The following is a 22,782-nucleotide window of genomic DNA, read 5'->3' on the forward strand; positions in this document are numbered from 1 at the left end:
GCCTTCAGATATAGTTTTCAGTCAAACGCATGAATTCTTCCACGTCTCCCGCCATGATCTCCAAACCTTGGTTCCAGAACTCCGGTTGCGTGATATCAGCACCCAGATGCTTCATCACCAGGTCTTCCGTCGTCATAGATCCGGTATCCCGCAGCAGCGAAATATAGGTTTCTTCAAAATTTCCAGTCTGCTTCAGCGATTGTGCGTAAATCCCCAGACTGAACAGGAAGCCAAACGTGTAAGGGAAATTGTAGAATGGCACATCATCAATGAAGAAGTGTAGTTTGCTCGCCCAGAATAGGGGGTGATAGTCACTCAAAGTTTCTTGGTAAGCCTCCTTCTGGGCAGCCTCCATCAGACCGGACAAACGTTCCGCAGTGACAAAACCGTTTTTCCTTTCGGTGTAGAATGACTTTTCGAAAAGATAACGAGCATGGATATTGAGGAACATGGCCGTCGCATTTTCGAGCTTCGTATTGAGCAAGGAAATTTTTTCCTCATCGCTGTTTGCCTCTTTGACAGTAGCAGCGCTGATGATGGTTTCTGCAAAAGTCGATGCCGTTTCGGCGACGTTCATGGCGTAGCGCGTGTTGAGGTCAGGCAGGTCGCGCATCACGTGAGAATGGAAGGCATGGCCAAGCTCATGGGCCAACGTGCTCATATCGCTTGCCGAACCTGTAAAGGTCATGAAAATCCGTGATTCTTTTGATTCCGGATAATCTTCGCAATAGCCGCCAGGTCTTTTCCCGGATCGGTTTTCGGCTTCAATCCATCGGTTCTTGACGGCATCCAAGGAAAAGTCAGCCAATTTGGGACCGAAACTGGCAAAGTGTTCGATGATGTAATCGACTGCTTCGTCGAAGCTGAAGGTTTTTGATCGGAAACTGCCGAGCGAAACAGGGGCATCGACATCATACCAAGCCAACTTATCCTTGCCCATCAGCGCGGCTTTGCGGCCCAAAAACGAAAGGAACGGCTGTTTGTTGGCGCTGATGGCTTGCCACATCGTATCCAAGGTCTCGCGTTTGATGCGGTTGTAGCGCAAAGGCTCTGCCAAGAAATCCTCATCCTGGTGCGCCTCGAAATCCGCCAAACGAAATCCTTGCAGGTGATTCAGTGTATCGGCGAATGCAGGCGCAAGGGATCTCCAAGCTTTTTCCCATTCGACAAATAGTTTTTTGCGCACGCTCGGATCAGGGTCGGCATACATCCGGTTTATCGCTTGGCCGGCGGACAGTTCACTCAAAGTTCCGTCAACCTCCTCAAAGGAAATTTTGATGAAGGATACGAGCGTGTCATAGTGCGCACTCCAACCATTGAAACCATCGACACGCAAAGTTGCCAGCAAGGCTTCTTCCCTGTCTGATAAGAGTCGGCGGCCTTGTTGGCGCCATTCCGACAGAGCGAAAGCAAGCGGTGAAAAGGCAGGCTTTTCAATCAACAGCTCCCAATCGCTTGCTTTGACTGCGGTTATTTTTTTCTTCAGAGTCGTTTGAATAATCGTTAATTTGCTGTACAATTGAATTATTCGCGCATGGATTGCGCTTGCATCCAAATCCGAGACATCGGCTGATTGCACACCCGTTATGAAACTGTTGCATTGCATCAAAGCTTTTGCGTAAAGTTCCTCATAATGAAGCAAATCCTGAAAAACAGGATATTCCGGTTTATCGCGTTCGGGTTCCCAAGCGTTTGCTGCGGATTCAAAATCCTTCAATCCATCTTGGATCGCCTTTATCTTTTCTTGAAGTGCGGGCGAAGAACTGCCTCCTTCAAAAAATGAGTCCAAATCCCAGGTAAGGCTATATTTCATGCTTTTCATCCTCTCAGGCTGAATTGTCTAACTTAATGCCATAAATACATTATATCCATTTCCGTCAAAAATAAATAAGGAATTCTCATCAGGAAAGGAAAAAAACTATATGCAACGAGAAAAAAACAGCAATTCATACATAGTAGGCGCCATTCTGATCATGGGTTACCTCTATTACCGCGCCACCTTCCAACAAGATTTATATGCGTTGCCGAACATCATTGCGAACCTTCTGCAGGCACAACCGCTTTCCGGGTTATTCGCAACGTTCACCTTCCGATACGGGGAGCAGGTTATCAGCATGGAGGCATTGGGCTACTTCGGCTTTCTGGGATTCTTCGGCAGCAAAATCTGGTTGTTCCTTTCCTATTCCATCCTGGCTTATCTTTGGTACGGCGGGCTTTCCGGGAAGATGCGGGATGCCTTTACGCCTTTCGTTGTGGCGCTGTTGCTTTCCGTGAGCTACGCGGCTGCGGATGAATTTCACCAGTCGTTTGTATCCCCTGCATTTGCGTTGAAGGAAGACGTCATTTTGGCAAGCATAGCAGTAATTATGGCAATAATCGCCGGTTGGTTCTTCCTGACTGCCAGAAAAGGCAGAAAGTGAATTGCCATAAGCGGTTACTTTTGATAAAATGATTGAGTAAATTAATAGATGAGAAGAGGGATCTGAATGTCAGGACATTCAAAATGGAGTAAAATCAAAGGCGCAAAAGGCGCTGCGGATCAAAAACGAGGTAAAATTTTCCAGAGATTATCGAAAGAAATATATATGGCTGCAAAAAACAGCGGTCCGGATCCCTCATCTAACCCGAGCCTGCGCTTGATGATCGATAAAGCGAAAGCAGCGAACATGCCGAACGACAACATCACCCGCGCCATCAAAAAAGCTACATCTGCTGGAGAAGGCGAAAACTATGAAGAAATCACTTACGAAGGTTACGGCCCGAACGGTGTGGCTGTCTTGGTCCATGCTTTGACAGATAACCGCAACCGTACCGCCACAAACATCAGAGTCGCTTTCAACAGAAATGGAGGGGCTTTGGGCGAATCCGGTTCAGTGAGCTACATGTTCGACCGCAAAGGCTATATCGCGATTGAGCGTGAAGACTTGGAAGTGGATGAAGACACGATGTTGATGAGTGTGTTGGAAGCTGGTGGGGAAGAGTTGCAGACAAGCGATGAAGTATTCGAGATCTACACAGATCCTACCGATTTTGATGCCGTTTCCGAAGCTTTGAAGGCAGAAGGCTACGTGCTGGCTGAAGCGGAAGTCACGATGGTTCCGCAAACTTTGTCGACAATCGCTGAGGACAAAGAAATCCAATTCAGAACGATGCTGGAAAAACTGGACGAAGACGATGATGTCTCCGAAGTATTCCACAATGCTGATCTGGACGAAGAAGAATAACATTTTTCAGATAATCAAAACCGGTTACCTACCTTGTCGATAGACAGTGGTGGGCAATCGGTTTTTTTGGATTCGGCCTGTCCGCTGGGCGACAACCCCGTTCCTGCAATCGCTTTCTTCGGAGCCTTGTAGTATAATTTAGTTAGCCGAAGTCGATTTTTCCAAGGACTTTTCGAACAAGGCTCTTAAAGAGAAGCTATCATTATCCGATCGGGATAAACAACGAATGGGGGAACAGCAGTATGGCAAAAATAATATTTGTGATTGCACCTGAAGATTTCCGCGATGAAGAGTTATTCATGACCCAGGAAGAAGTTGCAAAATGCGGACATGAGATGTGGATCGCCAGCCACAAGACCGGGACCTGTATCGGTGTGCATGGCGGAATTGCGCAGTCGGATCTGTTGGTTGAGGATGTCGACACGAACAGTTTTGATGGTGTTGTGTTCGTTGGAGGCAAGGGAAGCCGCGTTTTCTTCGACGATCCGCATGCTTGGATGCTGGCACAGGCGATGCATGGGCAAGGCAAAATGGTTGCGGCCATATGCATCGCGCCGGTCATCTTAGCGAATGCCGGTTTGCTGAAGAAGAAAAATGCGACTGTTTTCGAATCCGAGGTTCCGGCTATCGAAGCCAAAGGGGCTATTTATACTGAGGTTGGTGTGACAGTCGACGGCAATCTCATTACAGCAAGCGGTCCGGATAAAGCAAAACAATTTGGATTAGAAATTTGCAACTATTTGGCGGGATAAATCGGAAGAACGGCTGTTTTTGAGGAATTGGAGGCGGCAAAGGATATGGAAGAGTTGAAAACCAGAATCGAGCTGTTGAAGGGACAGGATCCCGTCAAAATGCAGGACCTGGAAAGGAAGTACGGATTACTGAGGTTCGAGCTGCTGGAAGCGAAGAAAGCAGTGGAACTGCATGAAATCGCCCTAGCGGATTTGAAAGGCGAATGGATCAAAGACAATTCGGATAAGAACCTTGCCGTTATGCGCGAGGAAGAACAGAACCTGAAGATTGCCAGATTGAGCTACAACGCCGCAGTGGAGAAGATGGACATCATGAAGACCGTCGTTTTTCTGCTTTCTTGAATGGGTAATTTTTACAAATAAGATAGCGTTCATAACGAAAAAGACCGGCAAGGACATTTTAAATGGTCCCTTTCCGGTCTTTTTCGTTATGCAGTCGTTTTGTGATCATTCCGACTGTTCGTCGATGAAATCGTTGATTTTTTGCTGATACTGCTCATCCGAAATCAGATAAGAGAATCCTTCGCCGATGACGCTTTGGGCTTCGCTGATGGTGAAGAAAGCCTTCGGATCGATGGCTGTCACAATCCGGTTCAGCGGCATCAATTGCTGTCTGTTGACGACAATCAGGATGACCTTCTTCTGGCTTTTGGAGTAATAGCCTTCGCCTGCTAAAAAGGTCATTCCACGGCCGATCTTTTTATCGATTGCCTCCGCGATTTCCTGATGCCGCTCCGAGATGATCAGGACTTGTTTCTTCGGATTGAACCCTTCCAGGATGAAATCCAGCACTTTCGTTTGCACATAGAGATGCACGACAGTCAAAACGACATTCTCAAGGCCGATTACGAAGATGGAAGGTCCGACCACAAACAGGTCCAATATGACCAGTGCGACACTGGTGCTCCAGCCGAGATATTTATTGAAAATCAAGGCGATGATATCGGTCCCGGCCGTGGAACCTCCCGCTTGCATCACGAGGCCCAGTCCTGTGCCGACCAAAAATCCGGAGCAGAGCGGCGCCAAAATGATAGTTTCCATAGGATAGCGCCAAGCCGCCGTCAGATAGAGAAACACCGACATCAGCAGCGTGGCCAAAAGCGTCAGTCTCATGGTCGATTTTTCCAAAAAACGGAATCCGATGACAAGGATGATGGCGTTCAATAGGAAACTCGTGATGGCTACCGGGATATCCATCGTATAGAAGGCCAACAAACTAATGCCGGTCACACCGCCTTCACCAAGATGGTTCGCAACGGAAAACATATTGATGCCCAACGCGAACAGAAATGTTCCGATTGCAATCAAAAAAATCGATCCAGTAACGTTCTTTTTCAAACAATTCACCTCCCTTGCATTGAGTGGTCCCTTCAAGTATCTGCGTATGAGACCGCTGTTCACGCCAATATAACATATTTTATACTAAGTTTCCTGTCCGATAAAGAGCGGACTCGAGGATTTTGCAGAAGCTATAAGTGACGGCAAAATAGAAATGAGGTGATGATATGGAAGAAAAAGCAGAGAGCCTGTTGGCCGATGCGATGCGGCTGGGTGTTTCCGACATCCATCTGCTCCCTTATGAAGACCACTATGAACTCTTTTTCCGCGTGAGCACCGGATTATCGAAAGTATCGGTGTATTCCATCGAAAAGGGTGAACGATTGATTTCTTATTTCAAATTCCTTTCGAACATGAATGTGGGCGAAAGGCGGAAACCCCAATCCGGTGCAGTCAGGTACCGGCTGAACGGCAAAAAAATTGAACTGAGGCTGTCCACCATCGCCAATTTCCGCTACCAAGAGTCGCTTGTGATCCGCATGCTGTATGCCAATCCGGGTTCAGATCCGGGTTTACACGCATTTTTCCCGGCCCAGGAGGCTGAGTTGCTCGAATTGTTGGACCACAAGAGCGGGCTGGTACTGTTTTCGGGACCCACCGGATCCGGAAAAACGACCACCATCTATCATTTGCTGCGCAGGAAATACGCCGATGAACCGCTGCAGATCATTACGATGGAAGATCCGGTCGAAATTGAAGAACCGCTGTTTCTGCAGGCGGAAGTGAACGAAGCTGCGGGCATCACATACGACTTGCTCATCCGCCAATGCCTGCGCCATCATCCGGACATACTTGTCATAGGCGAAATCCGGGATGAGGAAACAGCCAAAATGGTTGTGAGAAGCGCATTGACTGGGCACTTGGTGATCGCAACGATTCATGCCAAAGAGTCGTTCGGGGTATTGGAAAGGCTGCGGGAACTGGCGATTTCTTCCGAACAAATGAAGCAGACGCTGCTTGCTGTCGTCTCCCAACGTCTGATTGCAAAATATTGTCCGTTATGCTGCGGTAAGTGCACGATTCACTGTTCCCATTATCAGGTAAATGAAAAATCGGCTGCCATCTACGAAATATTGGCAGGCAACCAACTGCAGAATCATCTGCAGAACAAGGAGGATGGAAAGCGGTTTGTCACACTGAATGATAAATTGCGCAAAGCCTATGCATGTGGATACATTACGGAAAAGAATTACCTGGAGAATATCGTCTGAAAAACGTTGGCAGGCAAAAGAGCAGGCTTATTTTCTGAGGCGCTTGGGTGAATTGCTGAAGGAAGGCTTTTCGTTGTCCGAAGGGCTTGCTTTTCTGAAGATGATGCAGCCGAAGCGCGTGGATGATATCCAGCGCATGCTGGCCAAACTGGAAACAGGCATCAATCTTGCGGACGCATTGGCTGGATGCGGCTTTTCGGAGCAGGTGGTTTCGCAGCTGCGGCTTTCATTCCTTCACGGGAAATTGACGGAAACTTTGCTGTTTTGTTCAGACTTCCTGACGGAAAAGGACAAACAGCTGCATAAGCTCAGAAAAGTCTTGATCTACCCGTTGTTTTTGCTGGTGTTCGCGAACGGGATGCTGATTGCAATCAGGCAGGTCCTGCTTCCCAGTTTAGAAACGATGCTGGTGCCCTCGGAGCAAGGTTCCGGCGTGATGGTCCGCATCATTTTGATTTACCTGGAGAACCTGCCGCTCATCATATTGGGAAATTTAGCCTTAGGCGCCAGTTTGTTCCTGTTGGCAAAAAGTTATTTGAAGAAGAAGTCAGCTTTTCAAAAGTCGTTGTTGTTCTGCAGGATTCCGCTCTTCAGCAAATGGGTCCAGCTCTACTATTCCTTTTTCTTCAGTCGCGAATACGCTTATTTCTTCCGCAACGGTATGCAGTTGAACCAAATCGTTTCGTTGATGCGCGGCGATGAAGGGACTGCCTGGATGAAGGAAATATCCGGATTGGTGGAGGAAGGGCTGATGCAAGGCGACAGCCTGACGACTATCATCACGCGTTATCCCATCTTCAAAGAGGAGATGGGCTGGATCATCTATCACGGCGAGCTCACTAGTCAATTGCCGATCAAGTTGAGTATGTACAGCGAAGAATGTTTCCGGCTGCTGATCGCGGACATCGAACAGAAAATCGGCTGGCTGCAGCCCATATTATTTCTCATGGTGGCCGTTATCGTGATGGCGATTTATCTAATATTGTTGATGCCGATGCTAAGCTCATTAGGAGGAATGTATTAATGAAATCGATCAAAAAAACACTGAAAAATAAAGAAGCCTTTACTCTTATGGAAATGGTCCTGGTTCTATTCATCATCTCTGTGCTGATGCTGATGATTATCCCGAACGTGGCGAACACGAAGAAAAGCGTCGAGACTAAAGGCACGGACGCTCTGGCGGTCGTCGTGCAGACGCAGGCCAACATGTACGAATTGGATACGGGGACAGAGGCGGCGAGTTTCACTGAATTGAATTCGAAAGGGTACATCAGTGCGAAACAAATGAACGAAGCGAGCGCCAAACTGACGATAACCGCCGGCGAAGTGGTACCAATCGTAACAGAAGACACGCCGTGATGACGAGTTGAACGATGCATAAGGACGGGTTCACTTTGTTTGAAAGTTTATTGGTGCTGATGATCGCATCCATGATTCTACTGCTGAGTCCGCAATTGGAAACCGCGACGGATGAATTCGCGTTCAATCTTTTTTTGGACGATTTTCTGACGGAGCTGCACACGGCTCAGTGTTATGCGATCATCACCGGGAACGGCGTCAATATGGATGTCGTGCGTCCGATTGGGGCAACGCATTACGCTGTTTTCAAAGACGGGGCCGGATCGGATCGTTACATCAACCGCAAGCTGCTGTTGCCTGAAGGATCAAGAGTGATTCAAGGCTACACCGGGTTCATCAAAGGGGGCAGCGGGTATCTGCAGCCTAACACCATCATCATGGAAACGGCCCGACATCGTTATTCCATCACAATCCAATTGGGGAGCGGTCGTTATGAAGTCAACAAAGCTAAACGATAACAGCGGTTATATGCTTTTCGAAAGTCTGATTGCCTTGGCTATGGTCAGCATCTCGCTCTATGTGCTGCTTCCACATTCCGTTCAATTTTTCACGAATTTAAAAGCGGCGGGAACCGAAGTTGCCTATTGGCGGGTCGCGCAGGACCAGATGCAGGTCATCGCCAAGGGAGGCAGCCCAATCGGAAGTCAGACTTCCGGAGGGATGCTCTTCACGGCTACTTGGAATCCGGAAACCGCGAAGCTTATAGTGAGCGGGGGTGATGGGACAGAAAGGGTGACGGTGCGTGCCGAAGAAATCCAAGCGGAAAGTCCATAAACAATCGCAAGCCGGATTCACTTTGTTGGAAGCGGCGTTTGCACTGACAGTCAATACGATGGTGCTCCTGCTGATGATGGGAGGCATGGAGGTGATCCGCACTGCGAATATCCAGATGGAGAAGACCCAGGAGGCGGAATGGCATCTTTTCCTGATTCAACTCGAGCATGAGTTGGAGGATGAGTTGCTGGTGCAAAAGACCAGCACGACCATCCGCACCAAATCGAAAAATCCGGCCGATACGGCTGCCTACACCTATGAATTCCGAATCAATAAAGTCCTCCGTTACAAAAATGGGGAAGGCTATCATCCGATGTTGCTGCATGTCAAAGCGCTGAAATATGAGGTGACCAATGAAGGGATTTCTATCCAGGCTACGCTTTCGGACAACCAGATGCGCAGAGCGCATCTCATCTTACCGAAGGTACCCATTTAAGAGTGATCGTTCTCGGAGAAAAGGCGGCTCCATTTTGCCGATCACTATTTTCTACCTGTTCCTTTCACAAATGATGCTTTTCGGGATTATCCGGGTATATGAGAATCAGTTCTATCTGTACAGATTGACGGAAAACCACTACAAAGCGCAAACTTTGTTGGCCTACACTGACTATTGGCTGAAGAATCGAAATGAAGCATCGACTCCGGAAAATCTGACCGTACCAGCCGTCCTTTCTTTCGAAGAAGGAATCGTGCACTGCGTAGCAGATGCGACCGGAAAAGTCACTGCGACCGTGACCCTGCAAAATGCCTATAGCGAAACATTGGTGTTGGAAATCCTGTCTCCGGAGTGATAAGCAGGGATAGTCGTGCTTTACGACGAACGAGAAGCCATGCATTATATCGAGATGCACAAACAAGCCGATAACCTGCCGGCTTGTTTGTGCGTTTTTGCGTGCTGGCTGTTTGGGGAATTGCTGTGGATCGACGCTGTCATGCGCGAGGTCGATATTTCCTCTATCTATGCGGGCTCTTTTTTGATATACTTGATAGGTATGTTTGTAAACAAACAGGCTATTTTTTTTGGAAGGAAGTATGTGAAATGAGTAGAGTCTCAAAATTGCAGGCCGCCATCAAAGCGAAGAAGATGGATGCAATGCTGGTGACAAGTCAATATAACTTACGTTATGTTTCCAATTTTACGGGTACGACCGGTCTGGCGGTCATCACTCAAGAGGAAGCTTTTTTTGTGACCGACTTCCGTTATACCCAGCAAGCCGCTTCACAGGCGCAAGGGTTTCAGATTATTCAGAATAAAGGGCCGATATTCGATGAAGTGAAAAAGATTGTGGAAGAAAAGGGACTTTCGTCTCTAGGCTTCGAAGACGCCATCATGTCTTTCCGCAGTGTCGAGGATTTGGAAGACCTGGTGACGTGCGATCTGCTTCCTGCTTCAGGCATCATCGAGGAATTGCGTGAAGTCAAAGACGAAACAGAAATTCAGACCATCAGACGGGCTTGTGAAATTGCGGATGCCGGCTTCATGTTCATCCTTGACCACATCCGTCCGGGGGTTTCGGAAATAGAGATCGCCAATCGCCTGGATTTCCACATGCGCGAATTGGGTGCTAGCGGCGTTTCTTTCGAAACGATTGTCGCCAGCGGCATGCGTTCCGCTATGCCGCATGGTGTTGCCAGTCCGAAGTTGATCGAAAAAGGCGACTTCGTGACGCTGGATTTCGGTTGCTATTACAATGGCTATGTTTCGGATATGACCCGCACGGTTTCAGTGGGCCAACCGCACGAAAAGTTGAAGGAAATCTACGATATCGTTCTGGCCGCTCAATTACGCGTGAATGCAACGGCCAAAGCCGGCATGACAGGCATCGAAGTCGATAGTGTCGCACGCGATTATATTTCGGAACTAGGGTACGGGGAAGCATTCGGACACTCCAATGGGCACGGTATCGGTTTGGAGATACATGAGGGACCAAATACATCGCAGAAAGCCGGGAAAGTGCTTGTGCCAGGAAATGTCATTACAAATGAACCGGGCATTTATCTCGCCGGTCTTGGCGGCGTCCGGATTGAAGATGATCTTGTTATCAGGGATGGTGGCAACGATATTTTGATACATTCTCCAAAAGAATTGATTATTTTATAAAAAAATAGAATCCGAACTAAATTAATGGTAAACTTATTTCAAATGAGTTGCCACAGGAGGAATTATTAATGATTTCAGTAAATGATTTTAAGACAGGCCTAACGATCGAAATTGATGGAGGGTTATGGAAAGTTGTCGATTTCCAACACGTAAAGCCAGGTAAAGGTGCGGCTTTCGTCCGTTCAAAATTGAAAAATCTTCGCACAGGAGCTGTACAGGAAAAAACTTTCCGTGCGGGTGAAAAAGTCGGAAAAGCGCATATCGCGAACCGTAAAATGCAATTTCTTTACGAGAGTGCCGGTGCTTACGTCTTCATGGACACTGAAAACTATGAACAGATTGAATTGAATGCAAGCCAAATCGAATATGAATTGAACTATCTGAAAGAAAATATGGAAGTCAACATCCTGATGTACGAAACAGAAACAATCGGTGTCGATCTTCCGAATACAGTAATCCTGCGAGTGGAGGAAACTGAGCCAGGGATTAAGGGCGATACCGCTTCAGGCGGTTCAAAACCGGCTAAAATGGAGACTGGATTGATGGTCAACGTACCATTCTTCGTGAATGCGGATGATATGCTTATCGTCAACACTACGGACGGTTCGTACGTATCCCGCGCATAATGATTCCCAAGAAAGGAGAATGACAGATGATGGAAGAAACAAATATTCCTTTAGCAAACGGTCCGGCTCCGCTGGGAGAGATTGAAATTGCTCCTGAAGTGATTGAGGTGATCGCGGGTATTGCAGCGAATGAAGTAGAAGGTGTTTATGCGATGCAAGGGTCTTTCAAGACCGGCGTCAATGAATTATTGGGACGCACTGCCCATAACAAAGGTGTACATTTGACAGTCGATGAAAATGGTTTGGCGATTGACGTGTACTGTTACATCAAATACGGGACCTCCGTGCCGAAAGTCGCTTTGGATATGCAAGAAAAAGTGAAGGAACAAGTCCTTTACATGAGCAATCTCGAAGTGTCGCAAGTGAACGTCCATGTGGTCGGCCTTGTCGCACCGAAATCCGAAGATAATGCCTATCTTGATTTAGATACAGAATTGGGGGAGAATGCGTGAGCACTTCCCATTTAACCAGAAGAGAAATCCGGGAAAAGGCGCTTCAAGCCCTTTTCCAATTGAAAACGAACGAAGAATTGACCCCTGAAGAAGCCATTAAACAAGCAGTTTTGAGCGATTCAGAGGAATGGAACAGCGAAGAGGATGTCGAAATTCAGGATTATCCTTATTTGGTCACATTAGTGCATGGCGTGTTGGACAATCAAGCGGCGATCGATGAAGCGATCCAACCTTACCTGAAGAACTGGACTGTGGGCAGATTGGCCAAAGCAGACGCTTTGATCATGCAGATTGCTGCTTATGAAATGCTGTTGGGAGATACGGAACAAGTACCTCAAAGGGTAGCGTTGAATGAAGCAATCGAAATTTCGAAGCTTTATTGCGATGAACAATCGAGCAAATTCATCAATGGCGTATTGTCCAACCTCATTCCTAAAACGGAAAATCCTTAATGCTTCGGCATAAGGGTTTTTCTTTTTTTTTCACGTCGGTGAATATGGGCATGCCGGACCCGCTTTTCTAACCGTAATCAAAGATAATATGTTAAAATAGACGGTAACACCAAGGAAAAGGAGATTGATTAATGGAAACGATTATCATGGATGGAAAAGGCTTAGCCAAAAAAATGCAGGATCAGATGAAAGAACAGGTAGCAGCATTGACAGCAGAAGGGAAAACCCCGGGTCTTTGCGTCATTTTGGTCGGCGAGGATAAAGCGAGTCAAGTTTATGTCCGCAATAAAGAGAAGCAGTCCGCAGCAATGGGTATGAATTCGCGTGTCGTTCGTCTTGCGGCAGATATTTCCGAAGCAGATCTCCTGGCAGAAGTTGAAAAGCAGAACCAAGATGACAGCATGCACGGCATTCTGGTCCAGTTGCCTTTGCCGAAACACATAGATGAACAAAAAGTTTTGCGCGCCATCCGTTATGAGAAAGACGTGGATGGTTTCCATCCGATGAATGTCGGGAACTTCTTCCTCGGCAATGAATCGGCTTTGCCTTGCACACCGTACGGCATCATGAAGATTTTGGAAGAATACAACATTGAACTTGAAGGTAAAAAAGCATTGGTAATCGGCCGCAGCAATATCGTCGGTAAACCGATGTCCATCATGCTTATGAACGAAAACGCGACAGTCACAATCGCCCATTCCCGCACTAAAAACCTGAAAGAATTGGCTAAAGAAGCCGATATTCTGGTTGCGGCGATCGGCAGAGGCCATTTCGTCACTGCTGATTTCATCAAAGAGGGCGCAGTCGTCATCGATGTAGGGATGAACCGCAGTGCGGAAGGCAAATTGATCGGCGACGTGGATACTGCTGCTGCAATGGGCATCGCAAGCCACATCACACCAGTTCCAGGTGGTGTCGGTCCGATGACCATCACGATGCTGTTGCAACAAACAATCGATAAAGCAAAATAATCAAGGAGGCACAAAGTTGGAACCTGTCTATCTCAGCGTCACCGCTTTAACCAAATACATCAAAAGAAAATTTGATGCCGATCCCTATCTCGAGCGTGTCTACCTTACTGGTGAAATATCCAATTATCGTCCGCGTCCGGGCCATCAATACTTCAGCCTGAAGGATGACCATGCTGTCATCTCAGCAGTGATGTACAAAGGCAGATTCGACAAGTTGACCTTCAAACCCAAGGAAGGGATGAAGGTCATGCTCATCGGACGGGTGAATGTCTACGAATCGGGCGGAACCTACAATATCATGGTCGAACATATGGAACCCGATGGCGTCGGTGCTTTGTACCAAGCGTTCTCGGAACTGAAGGAGAAATTAGCGCGCGAAGGGTTGTTTTCCCTGCCGAAGAAACAGCTCCCACTATTTCCGAAACGCATCGCCATTGTGACCAGCCCAAGCGGTGCAGTCATCCGGGACATCATGACGACTGTGAAAAGAAGATATCCGATTGTCCAACTCGTGCTCTATCCGACCATTGTGCAAGGAAAGGATTCCGCCGCCAACATCATAAAGAATCTTCAAGCAATTGAGAATAAAGGTGATTTTGATGTGGTCATCGTCGCAAGGGGTGGCGGCTCCATCGAAGATCTTTGGTCCTTCAACGAGGAAACAGTCGTCCGCCAAATCGCGGCCATGAGTGCCCCGGTCATTTCTTCTGTAGGGCATGAAACAGATACAACGTTGGCCGACTTTGTTGCGGATGTACGCGCCGCTACTCCAACAGCAGCGGCGGAGTTGTCTGTGCCGGTGTTGAACGATGTCATCCGTTATATCCATCAGATCGACAACAGGCTCTATCAAAAGATGCGGCATCTGCACACGATGCAACAGCAACGCTTGAATCGTGCCCTACAATCCTATATCTTCAGACAACCGGAGAGGATGTATGAAGGTTATGCCATCAAAGCGGACCAGGTACAACAACGCCTGACCAATCAAATGCAGCAGCAGATCCATTTGCGCTCCAATGAGCTGCAGCGATTGCAGTTGCGCCTTGAAAACCGCAATCCTGCAAGGGAAGTGCAGCTGGCCAGCAATCGCAGGCAACAGATCACCGGTGAACTGCAAAGGGCCATGGATCGCTATCTGAAACAGAAGGAAATACGCATGATATCATCTATGCAATCATTGGACTTGTTGAGTCCATTGAAGATCATGTCGCGCGGATACACGTATACGACAAAAGACGGGAACGTAATCGCATCCGTCAAAGAGTTGCGTAGCGGCGATAAATTGAAAGTGAATTTTTCAGACGGTTATGCCGACGCAGAAGTAAAACAAGTGGTGGAGGAAAATGATTATGGCCGAAAAGAAAGTAAGTTTTGAAGAAGCAATGAACCAATTAGAAGCTATTGTAACCAGACTGGAAGCAGGTGATGTTCCACTGGAAGAGGCATTGGAGCAATTCAAGGTCGGGATGGACCTCAGCAAGTATTGCCAAGACACTTTGAACAATGCAGAAAAGACGTTGACGAAAATCGTCAACCCGGATGGTTCGGAAGCGAATTTTGAAGAGCAGACAGCCCAAACTGAAGGAGAATGACAAGCATGAATCTCAGCGAATTTCAATCGGAATGGATGCCTCGATTCGATGCTTACCTCTACTCGGAATTGGATGCATATGTGCCTTCGCAAGAAAATCTGCACAAAGCGATGGCGTATTCTTTAATGGGGGGCGGAAAAAGAATTCGCCCTCTTTTAGTGTTGGCGACCCTTTCGCTGGCAGGCGGCGAGATTTCGGATGGCTTTGCAGCCGCAGCCGCTTTGGAATATATCCATACTTATTCCCTGATCCACGATGACCTGCCGGCCATGGATAATGATGATTACAGACGCGGACGTTTGACTTCGCATAAGGTATTCGGAGAATCCACCGCAATCCTTGCGGGTGACGCCTTGTTGACGGCTGCTTTCGAGACCCTTGCGGAATCCTCTGTCATTTCGGCAGACAAAAAAGTCAAACTGATCGGCTTGTTGGCGAAAGCCTCAGGTCCGAACGGAATGATCGCAGGACAGATGGATGATGTTGAGGGCGAAAAGAAGACTCTGACACTCGAAGAATTGAAACAAGTGCACGATAAAAAAACCGGCGCATTGATAAGATACGCTGTCACAGCGGGATGCCTCATCGCGGATGCGGATGAACCATTCACAACCGAAATGGAAGAGTTTTCCAGATACTTGGGTTTGGCTTACCAGATCCACAATGACCTGAAGGATGTCGTATTGGATGAGGCTGAGACAGGCAAAACCATCCATCACGATGCCGAGTTGAATAAAAATACATACCCATCCTTATTGGGTGTCACCGGAGCCATCCAGGAACTGAACGGCGTCATCCACCAAGCAGAAGACTGTCTGGATCGAGTGGCGCTGTCCTATGGCGATGCCGAGGATAAAATAAATGTATTCCGCCAATTATTGGATTACGTCAGAATATAACGGGAGATTACCATGGAAAAAGAAAGATTGGATTTACTTGTAGTACAACAAGGCTTGACAGATTCCCGTGAAAAAGCCAAAAGATTGATCATGGCAGGGCAAATCTATGACGAAAACAACCAGCGTTACGACAAACCGGGCGAAAAAATTTCCGTCGAGAAAACCCTCCACATAAAGGGAGAAACATTGAAATACGTCAGCCGTGGCGGATTGAAGCTTGAAAAAGCAATCGGATTATTCCGAGTGGATCCCAGGGATAAAATCTTTTTGGATATCGGCAGCTCGACTGGCGGTTTTACGGATGTCGCGCTTCAAAATGGGGCTAAGCTTTGTTATGCGTTGGATGTCGGCTACAATCAATTGGATTGGAAATTGCGCCAGGATGAACGGGTTGAGGTGATGGAACGGGTGAATTTCCGTTACAGCAAATTGCAGGATTTTGAAAAAGGACAGCCAGAGATGGCTTCCATTGATGTATCCTTCATTTCTTTGAAACTGATTTTGCCGGTTCTGAAGGAAATCATCGTAGTCGGCGGAGACGTCGTTGCACTGATCAAACCGCAATTCGAAGCCGGAAGAGGGAAAATCGGCAAAAAAGGCATCGTTAGTGACCCGGCAGTCCATAATGAAGTGTTGCGGGATATCTTGGAGTTTGCTTCCCTGACCGGATTTGATGTGAAAAATCTGAGCTTTTCGCCTATCACTGGAGGAACCGGAAACATCGAATTTTTGGTCCATTTGCAGGCCAATGGTCATGCACCGGGTATCATCTCTCCAGAAATCGATAGCCCGCAAGTGGTTAAAGAGGCTTATCTGCAGCTGAAAAGCAAATCGATCTCAATTTCCGATAAATAGGTGTTTCAAGGAACTGTTGCGAAGGGGAATGCGGAATGTTACAAGAGTTGTCCATTAAAAATTTTGCGATAATTGAAAATCTTCAAGTGAGTTTTGATGAGGGGATGACCGTGCTGACGGGGGAAACCGGAGCCGGGAAATCCATCATCATTGATGCCGTAGGTCTGTTGGCCGGCGGAAGAGGATCCAACGATTTGATTCGATACGGCGAAAACAAGACGGTCATTCAAGGGCTATTCAATATTCCCGAAAACGCCAAGACACTGGCTGTGCTGGAATCGTATGGAATCGAAGCGGATGGGAACCAAGTTCTGCTGCAGCGGGAACTTTCCCGGAACGGAAAAAATATTTCCCGCGTCAACGGAACCATCGTAACGGTCGCGACTCTGCGCGAGGTCGGTGAAACGCTGATCGATATCCATGGGCAGAACGAGCATCAAGAATTGATGGATCCGCAAAAACATATCGATCTGCTGGATCAATTTGCCGGGAATGAACTGAAAGAGGTCAAAACGCTTTACATCCATACCTATTCCCAATATGTGGATACACGCAAGCAATTGATCCAATTGAAGACTGACGAGAAAGAAACAGTCCAAAGAATTGACCTGCTGACTTTCCAAATCCAGGAAATCGAGCAAGCGCAGTTAATAGATCCTGCCGAGGATGAAAAACTGGAGGAAGAACGGAACCTACTCGTCAATTATCAAAAAGTCATGCAAGCTTTGACGAGTGCTTACGATTCATTGCAGAACAGCGAAGAGAACGGCATCGACAAAATCGGCCTCGGCATGGCGGCGTTGGAGAAAGTCCAGGACATCAATCCAGTCTATCAAACAATCGCAGCCTCGGTTTCGGCAGCGTATTACCAGCTGCAGGAATGCGCCGGGGACATACTGTCGGAGATCGAGCAATTGTCCTACGATGAAGGGCGCTTAAACGAAATCGAGAACCGATTGGAATTGATCCGACAGCTGAAGCGGAAATACGGAAACACAATCAACGAGGTACTGGGGCATTACGAGAAAATTTCCCGCGAGCTGGATCTGATCGAAAACCGGGAAAGTTACCTCGAGAAACTCAACGTGGACTATAACAAGGCAAAAGAAGAGATTCTGGCCATCGGCAAACAACTGACAGCCCTCCGCGAAAAAGCTGCAGTCATTCTGGAAGAACAGATCCAACTGCAGTTAAAGGAACTGTACATGGAAAAGGTCCTTTTCAAGACTGTTTTCCATGCGCAGCCAGGGAAGATTGCGATTACGGATAACGGGTTGGATCACGTGGAATTCTATATCGCGACGAACGTCGGGGAACCCCTGAAAGCATTGGCTAAGGTGGCCAGCGGCGGTGAACTTTCGCGGATGATGTTGGCGATGAAAGCCATTTTCACCAAAACGCAAGGCATCACCAGCATCATCTTTGATGAAGTAGATACCGGTGTTTCGGGCAGGGTAGCACAAGCAATCGCCAATAAGATCCACTTGGTGGCAAGTTACTCGCAAGTGCTCTGCATCACGCATCTTCCACAAGTGGCAGCTATGGCGGATCAGCATCTCTATATCGAAAAAGAGATCATCGCTGAACGGACAAAGACACATGTCAAACCGCTGTTCGGGCCTGAACGCATCAACGAAGTTGCACGTATGTTGGCGGGTACCGATATCACGGAACTTTCATTGGCCCACGCAAAAGAATTGTTGGAGTTGGCCGATACCGAAAAAAACAAAGCCTGAGAACTTGAATGAAGAACTGCGCAGAGGAGCAGACCGGAAGGAGTGGGGAGATTGGCATACACTAAAATTATCGCGCACAGGGGAAGTCGCGGGACACGACCAGAAAATACGCTGGAGTCTTTTCAGGAAGCGCTGAAAGTTGCAAGCGATGGCATAGAATTGGACGTCCATCTGACTAAAGATGGTGAGGTCGTGGTCATCCATGACGAGACCGTGGACCGCACGACATCCGGGAAAGGCTATGTCAAAGATATGACGTTGGATCAATTGAAAAAATTGGATGCCGGCAGTTGGTTCGACCCGCAATACAGCAATGCCCGCATCCCGACACTCCAAGAGGTGTTGACCCTTTTGGCCGAGAATCATTTTACAGGCGTTCTGAATGTTGAATTGAAGACGGATGTGTTCCAATACCCCGCAATCGAAGAAAAGGTGCTTGCTTTGGCAGAGCCTTATCTTGCCCATTTTTCGGTCATCTACTCCAGTTTCCATTATGAGACCTTGAAAAAAATCAAGGCGTTGCGCGAGGACTCGAAAATTGCCCTGCTTTTCAGTAAAAAGGGGAAGCAACAAATGGAACTGGGCGAAGGCATCCCTGTAGAGGGGTGGCATCCGAAATTCTCGATTTTGCGCAGTCTGCCGCCTTTCGAACAATCCAAGATCCCGCTTCGCGTTTGGACGGTGAACCGGAAAGTCGAAATGCAGGTCTGTCTGCGCAAAAATATCGATTCGATGATCACCGATTATCCGGAACGCGCACTGCAAATGAGAAAGGTGATTCAGGGTGTCTGAAACAACAAAAGAAAAGTTAGCTAAAATCATGGTCATTGTCGGTCCGACAGCAGTCGGGAAAACCGCACTGAGCATCCGTTTGGCAAAAAAATATAACGGCGAAATCATCAATGGGGACTCCATGCAGGTGTACAAAGGCTTGGACATCGGGACCGCGAAAGTGACCGAGGAAGAAGCGGAGGGCATCCCGCATCATCTGTTGGATATTGTTCCGGTAGAGCAGGATTACACTGCGTCCGACTTCAAACGGGATGCGGGACAGTCCATCGAGTCGATCATCGCAAAAGGCAAGCTTCCGATTGTGGTCGGGGGTTCGGGACTTTATATAGAAGGACTTTTGTTCGATATGCAGTTCGGCGGGGTTGCTGCCGAAGATCTCAACTACCGGAAACAACTGGAAGCAGTACTGGAACGGACCGATGCCATGCACATATGGAAGCAATTACAGGAGCTGGATCCCAAAGCTGCCGAACAGATCCACCCGAACAACAGCAGAAGGGTGATCCGGGCTCTGGAAGTGATCCACTTCAGCGGGAAACGCTTCTCGGATCAGACTGACAGGGAAGCAGATCCTCATTATGATGCGCTGCTGATCGGTCTTGACACCGAGCGAAGCGTCCTTTACGAGCGCATCAACCGGCGCGTTGATCTGATGGTGGCAGGCGGATTGGTTGAAGAAGCAAAAGCACTCTTTGACAAGCAGCTGCCGGCCAAGACGCAGGCGACAAGAGGCATCGGATACAAGGAGTGGTTCGCTTATTTCAATGGTGAGGTCTCATTCGATGAAGCCACAGAACTGCTGAAGCAAAATTCAAGGCGCTATGCCAAACGGCAGTTGACTTGGTTCCGGAACAGAATGAGCGGCATCCTTTGGTTTGATCTGGTTCAGAACGACCAAGAGATGCAGAAAATCGAAGATTCAGTCGAGTCGTTCTTAGCCTAATGTTTGAAAAGAACGAAAAAAGAAAGTTGGAAATTTTATGGAAAATACGAAAGAAAGAGTTATTCTGGTTAACGTTCAGACGACTCAAACAGATGAAGCCTTTGAATATCAACTGAGAGAACTGGCGGAATTGACCGAAACCGCGTTAGGGGAAGTTGTCGGAGTATTGACCCAAAAGAGGGATCGCAAAGATTCCCGGACAGTCATCGGCAAAGGCAAAGTGGAAGAGCTGGTGAATTTGTGTGCAGAGCTGGAGGCGGACACCGTCATTTTCCAGCAAGAACTCTCTTCTAAACATGTACGCAACATCCAAGAGAGTGTCGATTGCAAAGTCATCGATCGCGTTCAACTGATATTGGACATCTTTGCGATGCGCGCCCGCAGCAAAGAAGGGAAACTTCAGGTAGCCTTAGCGCAGTTGAGTTATCTGTTGCCGCGTTTGATGGGCCAAGGCGCCAATTTATCCCGACTGGGCGGGGGAATCGGAACAAGAGGACCCGGTGAGACTAAACTCGAGACCGATCGCAGACACATCCATAGCCAGATGCAGGAAATCAAGAAGACACTGGAAGAAACAGAGTTGCACCGCCAAAGGGCAAGAGAAAAACGCCATGCCAGCGAAGTCTTCCAGATTGGTTTGATCGGTTACACGAATGCAGGGAAATCCACGGTCATCAATCGATTGACCGACGCAGCAACGCTCGAAGAGGATAAGTTGTTCGCGACTCTGGATCCTTTGACAAGAAAGCTGACGTTGCCGAATCAATTCCAGGCTACGATAACCGATACCGTAGGCTTCATCCAGGATCTTCCGACACAGTTGATCCATGCTTTCCATTCAACCTTGGAAGAGAGCCGTAATATGGATGTATTTTTGCACGTGGTCGATGCTTCGACTTCCTTCATCGATGAACATGAAAAAACCGTATTGGACCTGTTGAAGGATTTGGATATGGACAAGACACCGATGTTGACGATCTACAACAAACGCGATCTTGCCGGTCCGGATTTCCAGCCGCGCCTCTTTCCAAATATCGTCATTTCAGCACTTGATGATGACGACATCAACCGTTTGAAGGACTTCATCTGGGATGAAATCGCGAAAATGTTGGTTCCTTATACCAAAGACCTTGATGCCAGCGGCCCTGAAGCCCGCACGATGAATAAAATGCAGCAAGAGACCTTCGTGGAATCCATCGAATATATAGAAGAAACAAACGCCTACCGTTTAAGAGGGTACGCTAAGAGCAATTCAAAATGGTTAGGGGACAAAGCAACGGATGCAGGCGACGAATAAAGAAGCAAGGCTGGCTGGGTTAGTCGAAAAAGTAGACAACAAAATCCAGCCCGTTTTTAAAGGGATACAGGAAAAAGCTTTATTCAATCAAGGCAAGGTGCTGGAGGCTTTCCGAAAGCACCGTGTCAGCGATTACCATTTTAACCCGAGCACAGGCTATGGCTATGACGATGACGGCCGCGATACGCTGGAAAAAGTCTATGCGGAGGTTTTTCAAACTGAAGCTGCTCTGGTCAGGCCGCAAATCATTTCCGGAACGCACGCTATCTCAACCGCGCTCTTCGGAGTGTTGCGGCCCGGGGATGAATTGATGTACGTGACCGGCAAACCATACGATACCCTTTTGGATATTGTCGGTCTGACCGGGAACGGGATCGGCTCTTTAAAGGAGTACAATATCGCTTATCAGCATATCGATCTGTGTGCAGACGGCAAAGTGGATATTCCGACGGTTCTGGAGAAAATAGGTCCCAAAACAAAAATGATCGCGATTCAACGCTCGCGTGGCTACGCAGCCAGACCCTCCTTTACGATCGATGAAATAAAAGAGATGATTGCAGCGATCCGGCCGCATGTGGGGCCGGAAGCCGTCTTTTTTGTCGACAATTGCTATGGGGAATTTGTCGAAACGCTGGAGCCGATCGAAGTCGGGGCCGATCTGATTGCTGGCTCCCTCATCAAAAATCCGGGCGGTGGCATCGTGAAGATGGGCGGCTATCTCGCCGGCAGGGAAGACCTGATTGAACGGTGTGCCTACCGTCTGACAACTCCAGGAATCGGCCGTGAAGCCGGAGCTTCCTTATACAGCCTTCTGGAGATGTACCAAGGTTTGTTTCTGGCGCCCCATGTTGTCGGTGAAGCGGTGAAGGGTGCAGTCTATACTGCTGGACTCTTGGAAGAATGCGGCGTATCTTCCACCCCTGCTTGGGACAGCCCGCGCACTGATTTGATCCAAATGGTCGCACTCCCAAGCAAGGAAGCTATGATCGCTTTTGCTCAGACGATCCAGAAATATTCCCCCGTGAACGCAGCGGTCAAACCGATTCCGGCCTATATGCCCGGTTACGAGGATGATGTCATCATGGCTGCCGGAACCTTCATTCAGGGCGCAAGCTTGGAATTGACGGCAGATGGCCCGATCAGACCGCCTTATCTGTTATACGTTCAAGGTGGACTTACTTATGAACATGTCAAATTGGCAGTCACTGCAGCAGTGAAGGATACGTTCTTCGCACAATAATTTGTGATTCTGGGCTGAATAGCACGCACATTCAGCCCAAAAATCACATTTATGGGAATAAGGAATTCCTGAAAATGTCCAACATCGAAACCTTCCCGCGAAAAAGTGTTGACTTTAAGCTCGATTCCGCCTATACTATTAAATGTTGTGAGTCATTCAGACGGC

At 47.9% G+C, this 22,782-nt stretch carries 27 protein-coding genes; 25 read left to right on the plus strand and 2 right to left on the minus strand.

The genetic code is table 11. The features are described 5' to 3' along the window. Positions 1 to 4: 4 nt before the first annotated feature. On the minus strand, positions 5 to 1,813 hold the full coding sequence (locus C7R56_RS02990) for a M3 family oligoendopeptidase (RefSeq protein WP_107995128.1): 1,809 nt from the start codon (positions 1,811 to 1,813) through the stop codon (positions 5 to 7). Positions 1,814 to 1,922: 109 nt separating this feature from the next. On the opposite strand from C7R56_RS02990, the gene C7R56_RS02995 reads away from it, so the two are divergent. The 4 genes from C7R56_RS02995 (at position 1,923) to C7R56_RS03010 (ending at position 4,318) form a co-directional block, all read left to right on the plus strand. After that, a complete protein-coding gene (locus tag C7R56_RS02995; RefSeq protein ID WP_107995129.1) occupies positions 1,923 to 2,420 on the plus strand; it encodes a VanZ family protein in 498 nt (165 codons plus the stop codon). Positions 2,421 to 2,486: 66 nt separating this feature from the next. After that, a complete protein-coding gene (locus C7R56_RS03000; RefSeq protein ID WP_107995130.1) occupies positions 2,487 to 3,224 on the plus strand; it encodes a YebC/PmpR family DNA-binding transcriptional regulator in 738 nt (245 codons plus the stop codon). Between the two features lie 242 nt (positions 3,225 to 3,466). Continuing rightward, the gene (locus C7R56_RS03005) at positions 3,467 to 3,976 is read left to right on the plus strand and encodes a DJ-1/PfpI family protein (RefSeq protein WP_107995131.1); all 510 of its coding nucleotides are present in this window, start codon (positions 3,467 to 3,469) and stop codon (positions 3,974 to 3,976) included. A 45-nt stretch (positions 3,977 to 4,021) separates the two neighbouring features. Continuing rightward, positions 4,022 to 4,318, plus strand: coding sequence for a hypothetical protein (locus C7R56_RS03010; protein WP_107995132.1), 297 nt, complete (start codon positions 4,022 to 4,024; stop codon positions 4,316 to 4,318). Positions 4,319 to 4,423: 105 nt separating this feature from the next. Here C7R56_RS03010 and C7R56_RS03015 read toward each other — a convergent pair whose 3' ends face one another. Then, complete coding sequence (locus tag C7R56_RS03015) at positions 4,424 to 5,314, minus strand: YitT family protein (protein ID WP_107995133.1); 891 nt, start codon at positions 5,312 to 5,314, stop codon at positions 4,424 to 4,426. A gap of 167 nt (positions 5,315 to 5,481) precedes the next feature. Here C7R56_RS03015 and comGA point away from each other — a divergent pair, with 167 nt between their 5' ends. The 21 genes from comGA to C7R56_RS03125 all read left to right on the plus strand — a co-directional run bounded on the left by comGA (position 5,482) and on the right by C7R56_RS03125 (position 22,617). Continuing rightward, positions 5,482 to 6,525, plus strand: a complete 1,044-nt coding sequence (gene comGA, locus C7R56_RS03020) for a competence type IV pilus ATPase ComGA (protein ID WP_107995134.1) — start codon at positions 5,482 to 5,484, stop codon at positions 6,523 to 6,525. Then, positions 6,476 to 7,549 (plus strand): competence type IV pilus assembly protein ComGB, encoded by a 1,074-nt coding sequence (comGB, locus tag C7R56_RS03025; RefSeq protein WP_268811287.1) that lies wholly within the window; start codon positions 6,476 to 6,478, stop codon positions 7,547 to 7,549. The genes comGA and comGB overlap by 50 nt, the downstream gene beginning before the upstream one ends. After that, positions 7,549 to 7,884: a competence type IV pilus major pilin ComGC gene (gene comGC / locus C7R56_RS03030; RefSeq protein ID WP_107995136.1), complete on the plus strand. Its 336-nt coding sequence runs from the start codon at positions 7,549 to 7,551 to the stop codon at positions 7,882 to 7,884. Before comGB ends, comGC begins: the two co-directional genes overlap by 1 nt. A 14-nt stretch (positions 7,885 to 7,898) precedes the next feature. Beyond that, the gene (locus tag C7R56_RS03035; protein ID WP_107995137.1) at positions 7,899 to 8,342 is read left to right on the plus strand and encodes a prepilin-type N-terminal cleavage/methylation domain-containing protein; all 444 of its coding nucleotides are present in this window, start codon (positions 7,899 to 7,901) and stop codon (positions 8,340 to 8,342) included. Then, a complete protein-coding gene (locus C7R56_RS03040) occupies positions 8,317 to 8,658 on the plus strand; it encodes a hypothetical protein (RefSeq protein ID WP_107995138.1) in 342 nt (113 codons plus the stop codon). The genes C7R56_RS03035 and C7R56_RS03040 overlap by 26 nt, the downstream gene beginning before the upstream one ends. Then, positions 8,627 to 9,094 carry a competence type IV pilus minor pilin ComGF gene (gene comGF, locus C7R56_RS03045; RefSeq protein ID WP_107995139.1) on the plus strand — a complete coding sequence of 156 codons (468 nt, stop codon included), beginning with the start codon at positions 8,627 to 8,629 and terminating at the stop codon, positions 9,092 to 9,094. Before C7R56_RS03040 ends, comGF begins: the two co-directional genes overlap by 32 nt. A 34-nt stretch (positions 9,095 to 9,128) precedes the next feature. Then, positions 9,129 to 9,449 (plus strand): hypothetical protein, encoded by a 321-nt coding sequence (locus C7R56_RS03050; protein ID WP_107995140.1) that lies wholly within the window; start codon positions 9,129 to 9,131, stop codon positions 9,447 to 9,449. 248 nt (positions 9,450 to 9,697) lie between these two features. Next, entirely contained in the window at positions 9,698 to 10,759 is a 1,062-nt protein-coding gene (locus C7R56_RS03060) for a M24 family metallopeptidase (RefSeq protein WP_107995142.1), read from the plus strand. A gap of 68 nt (positions 10,760 to 10,827) precedes the next feature. After that, complete coding sequence (efp, locus tag C7R56_RS03065) at positions 10,828 to 11,385, plus strand: elongation factor P (protein WP_086984689.1); 558 nt, start codon at positions 10,828 to 10,830, stop codon at positions 11,383 to 11,385. Positions 11,386 to 11,411: 26 nt separating this feature from the next. Then, positions 11,412 to 11,837: an Asp23/Gls24 family envelope stress response protein gene (locus C7R56_RS03070; protein ID WP_086984690.1), complete on the plus strand. Its 426-nt coding sequence runs from the start codon at positions 11,412 to 11,414 to the stop codon at positions 11,835 to 11,837. After that, positions 11,834 to 12,289 carry a transcription antitermination factor NusB gene (gene nusB, locus C7R56_RS03075; RefSeq protein ID WP_107995143.1) on the plus strand — a complete coding sequence of 152 codons (456 nt, stop codon included), beginning with the start codon at positions 11,834 to 11,836 and terminating at the stop codon, positions 12,287 to 12,289. Before C7R56_RS03070 ends, nusB begins: the two co-directional genes overlap by 4 nt. A gap of 131 nt (positions 12,290 to 12,420) precedes the next feature. Then, entirely contained in the window at positions 12,421 to 13,260 is an 840-nt protein-coding gene (gene folD / locus C7R56_RS03080) for a bifunctional methylenetetrahydrofolate dehydrogenase/methenyltetrahydrofolate cyclohydrolase FolD (protein ID WP_107995144.1), read from the plus strand. A gap of 16 nt (positions 13,261 to 13,276) precedes the next feature. Continuing rightward, on the plus strand, positions 13,277 to 14,638 hold the full coding sequence (xseA, locus tag C7R56_RS03085) for an exodeoxyribonuclease VII large subunit (protein ID WP_107995145.1): 1,362 nt from the start codon (positions 13,277 to 13,279) through the stop codon (positions 14,636 to 14,638). Further along, positions 14,613 to 14,855, plus strand: a complete 243-nt coding sequence (locus C7R56_RS03090; protein WP_107995146.1) for an exodeoxyribonuclease VII small subunit — start codon at positions 14,613 to 14,615, stop codon at positions 14,853 to 14,855. Before xseA ends, C7R56_RS03090 begins: the two co-directional genes overlap by 26 nt. A gap of 5 nt (positions 14,856 to 14,860) precedes the next feature. Then, positions 14,861 to 15,754 (plus strand): polyprenyl synthetase family protein, encoded by an 894-nt coding sequence (locus tag C7R56_RS03095; protein ID WP_107995147.1) that lies wholly within the window; start codon positions 14,861 to 14,863, stop codon positions 15,752 to 15,754. Positions 15,755 to 15,766: 12 nt separating this feature from the next. Next, a complete protein-coding gene (locus C7R56_RS03100) occupies positions 15,767 to 16,609 on the plus strand; it encodes a TlyA family RNA methyltransferase (RefSeq protein WP_107995148.1) in 843 nt (280 codons plus the stop codon). A 35-nt stretch (positions 16,610 to 16,644) separates the two neighbouring features. Then, entirely contained in the window at positions 16,645 to 18,345 is a 1,701-nt protein-coding gene (recN, locus tag C7R56_RS03105; RefSeq protein ID WP_107995149.1) for a DNA repair protein RecN, read from the plus strand. Positions 18,346 to 18,387: 42 nt separating this feature from the next. After that, positions 18,388 to 19,137: a glycerophosphodiester phosphodiesterase gene (locus C7R56_RS03110; RefSeq protein WP_407701476.1), complete on the plus strand. Its 750-nt coding sequence runs from the start codon at positions 18,388 to 18,390 to the stop codon at positions 19,135 to 19,137. Further along, positions 19,130 to 20,080, plus strand: a complete 951-nt coding sequence (miaA, locus tag C7R56_RS03115) for a tRNA (adenosine(37)-N6)-dimethylallyltransferase MiaA (protein WP_327229073.1) — start codon at positions 19,130 to 19,132, stop codon at positions 20,078 to 20,080. The genes C7R56_RS03110 and miaA overlap by 8 nt, the downstream gene beginning before the upstream one ends. Before the next feature lie 37 nt (positions 20,081 to 20,117). Then, positions 20,118 to 21,377 carry a GTPase HflX gene (gene hflX, locus C7R56_RS03120; protein WP_107995151.1) on the plus strand — a complete coding sequence of 420 codons (1,260 nt, stop codon included), beginning with the start codon at positions 20,118 to 20,120 and terminating at the stop codon, positions 21,375 to 21,377. After that, positions 21,361 to 22,617, plus strand: coding sequence for a methionine gamma-lyase family protein (locus C7R56_RS03125; protein ID WP_107995152.1), 1,257 nt, complete (start codon positions 21,361 to 21,363; stop codon positions 22,615 to 22,617). Before hflX ends, C7R56_RS03125 begins: the two co-directional genes overlap by 17 nt. Positions 22,618 to 22,782 lie beyond the last annotated feature (165 nt).

It is taken from the genome of Trichococcus paludicola (assembly GCF_003052295.1).
In the GTDB taxonomy this organism is placed as follows: domain Bacteria; phylum Bacillota; class Bacilli; order Lactobacillales; family Aerococcaceae; genus Trichococcus; species Trichococcus paludicola.